The 275-nt window shown below is 50.9% G+C and carries 1 protein-coding gene; it reads right to left on the bottom strand.

Going from position 1 to position 275, the window contains the following annotated elements; all coding sequences use genetic code 11:
- Positions 1 to 275: transposase (locus tag ACEO2X_RS14425; RefSeq protein WP_371972204.1), on the bottom strand; the 275-nt coding region annotated here is incomplete at both ends.

Here is a 275-nt window from a genome sequence, read left to right on the forward strand (position 1 = left end):
TTGCTGACTGGATTAAAGTCATGATATTCGCCGCTCGCTGGCCGCTGCGCAGCGAACCTGCAAACAGCCAGTTCTTGCGCCCCAACGCCCAGGGACGCATCTGATTCTCGACCCAATTATTGCAAATCGGTAGATTGCCATCATCCAAATAGCGGCTTAAAGCTGGCCAACGCTTCAGAGTGTAATTGATGGCCTTGGCGGTGGGAGAACTCGATGGCACTGTCAGATGATGTTGGTTGAGCCATTCATATAGTTGTTGCATCACTGGTTGACTA

The organism is Acinetobacter sp. AL9, assembly GCF_041464035.1.
GTDB classification, from domain to species: Bacteria; Pseudomonadota; Gammaproteobacteria; order Pseudomonadales; family Moraxellaceae; genus Acinetobacter; species Acinetobacter towneri.